Source organism: Streptococcus sp. GMD6S (genome assembly GCF_000297015.1).
Map to the genome: position 1 here is coordinate 1 of NZ_AJRH01000176.1, position 999 is coordinate 999.

Consider the following 999-nt stretch of genomic DNA (forward strand, 5'->3'; position numbering starts at 1 on the left):
AACAATAAAATACTAGCCTCATCTCATTGTCTCTAGTGTTCTAAGTATTCTTGCCAGATGGCATCAAAATCTCCTAGGTTAAAAGAGAAACTGGCATGCTCCTCCAAAAAGCGACTCACCTCATCGAAATCATCCGTGTGTTTTGGAAAGGCTGACTCCTCAAAAGCAAGGTCTGCCAAGATGGCTTTAGGGCTGTCACTTTTAGGATTACGCTCAGTCATGAGCCAAGTATAAAATGATTTTCTCATAAGCCTCCCTAAATCAGCTCTGTCCCAAACTGGTCTTGCTTGATTTTGCCAGCCTTCATCAAGCCACCGAGTGCTTTCTTGAACTGACCTTTAGAGATACCAAAGGTTGCCTTGATATCGTCAGGAGATGACTTATCATTCAAGGTCATGAAACCGCCATTGCTTTCCAAGTAGGTCAAAATCATCTGGGCATCATTTTCCAACATTTCAAAAGAACGTGGTTTGAGGGAGAGGTTAAGAGTACGGTCCACTTCACGGAAACCGATGACACGCGCATCTAACACTTGCCCCAAACGTGGCTCTGCGTAGCGTTCACTTGGGTGAATGAAACCAAGCATGTTATTCTCTGGTAGGTAAACAAATGTTCCTGACAGCTTGAGACGGTAAACAATGGCTGGCCAGTTTTGGTTCTGCATGTTGTTGTAAGCAGGACGAGCCAGACGTTGGAAGTCTTCCTGATACGCCAAAAGTCCCCAGATTCGGTCTTTCTTGTCCACTTCAAGACGGATGTAAAGTTTATCACCTTTCTTAGGCCAGAGTTCCTTGAGCTCAGGGAGGATATCGAGTGACACAACGATTTCCTTATCAGGTAGACCGGTATCGACAAAGACACCCAAGTCCTTTCGAACTTCTGTTACGGTTCCCCAACCAAATTGGTCCTGAGTCGCAGTAACTTCTTGAGTGGTCAAGCGGAGTTTTTGCTTCATATCCGTGTAGGCAAAACCTTTGACCGTATCCCCTACTGTATGTT

At 45.0% G+C, this 999-nt stretch carries 2 protein-coding genes; both read right to left on the minus strand.

Annotated elements, in window-relative coordinates; translation table 11 throughout:
• Positions 1-32 precede the first annotated feature (32 nt).
• A complete protein-coding gene (locus GMD6S_RS09475; RefSeq protein WP_001232077.1) occupies positions 33-248 on the minus strand; it encodes a YozE family protein in 216 nt (71 codons plus the stop codon).
• 8 nt (positions 249-256) lie between these two features.
• On the minus strand, positions 257-999 hold a 743-nt coding region (gene cvfB, locus GMD6S_RS09480), incomplete at its 5' end, for an RNA-binding virulence regulatory protein CvfB (protein WP_000507452.1).